A 1140-nucleotide genomic window follows, 5' to 3' on the forward strand; every position below is an offset into this window, starting at 1 on the left:
ATAAAGTCTTGGATGAAAAACTCGGGTTTACTCCCGAAAATGTACAGAAGCAAGTGAAACAGTATTTATCATAAAAAGACATAGAATAAGAAAAGCCTGCTATCAAGATATAATAGCAGGCTTTGTTTTTTTTAATTAAGATGTCATATTAATTTACTATTGCTTAACATACTTTGCTGCACAACCCTCAATACAAGGGTAGTATACAAATAGTATTGATTCCTTTATCTCAAAATGAATACTCAACATAGGATTGGATAAACCTGGGTTACATCCAGATGGTCTAATAGTTCCTGATGTAGTAGAATTCTCATTAATCTCAAAGGTTCCTGAGCTAGGAGAATCCGAAACAGTTGTATTTTCACAGAGAGAACCATTCGATGTAATCTCATTGTCATGTTTGAACACAAGAGTTTTATCACTCTTAATCTTACGGAATACGCCACTTCCATATCCGGGATCATTATTAATCTCAGATATTCTCCAAGTGCCAATTAAGCTTGAATTTATTTTACTATCATCAGAAGAGCAAGATAATAAGAGACCTAAAATGCAGAAAACAAATAACACCTTTCTCATTCTATTACTATTTTAGATTAGTATATATAATATAGATGCGAAAAGACTTCCAGATGCTGCAAAAATAAAGAGACTTTTATTATTAGAGGATTTGAAGTAGTTACAGGGTTAGAGATTTCTTTTCTAATAATATTACCAGATTGTAATATAAAAGGATAAAACAAACCCCGCACAGTTAATACTGGCGGGGTTTCTTATTTATTAATAAAAGATTTTACTCCTTTAATTTTGTCGTTTTCTTATTCATAACCAAACCCTCCGGTCCCTTTTATTATGTGGACGATAGGTTCGAAACTTATTGTATCATAACCAAAATAATATATTGCCAAATGGTGATTAAAAAAAATGAAGGCGTCTTTTTTGATTTGTATATTAGCTTTCTCAGAACTTAATGAAATATTATGAAAGCCAATACGCATAGGATATTCAATATGTGTAGGGTAAGAAAATGGATTCCTTTTTAGGGTATCATCAAAAATAATTTCATTATCAATAGACACTTTTAAATCTATCTTGTCACGTGGGATCGGAGACGTTGACTCCATATATATATCCAGATTC

2 protein-coding genes are annotated in these 1140 nt (G+C 31.5%); both read right to left on the reverse strand.

Going from position 1 to position 1140, the window contains the following annotated elements; translation table 11 throughout:
- Positions 1-156: 156 nt before the first annotated feature.
- On the reverse strand, positions 157-579 hold the full coding sequence (locus tag JGH11_RS20030) for a lipocalin family protein (protein ID WP_201114759.1): 423 nt from the start codon (positions 577-579) through the stop codon (positions 157-159).
- A gap of 239 nt (positions 580-818) precedes the next feature.
- Positions 819-1140 (reverse strand): hypothetical protein (locus JGH11_RS20035; protein ID WP_236264273.1); only part of this gene is annotated, 322 nt, incomplete at its 5' end.

It is taken from the genome of Dysgonomonas sp. Marseille-P4677 (assembly GCF_016652235.1).
In the GTDB taxonomy this organism is placed as follows: Bacteria; Bacteroidota; Bacteroidia; order Bacteroidales; family Dysgonomonadaceae; genus Dysgonomonas.

Excerpts from the sequence above, each read along its gene's own strand:
- JGH11_RS20030 (WP_201114759.1), bottom strand. The coding sequence starts at position 579 with ATGAGAAAGGTGTTATTTGTTTTCTGCATTTTAGGTCTCTTATTATCT.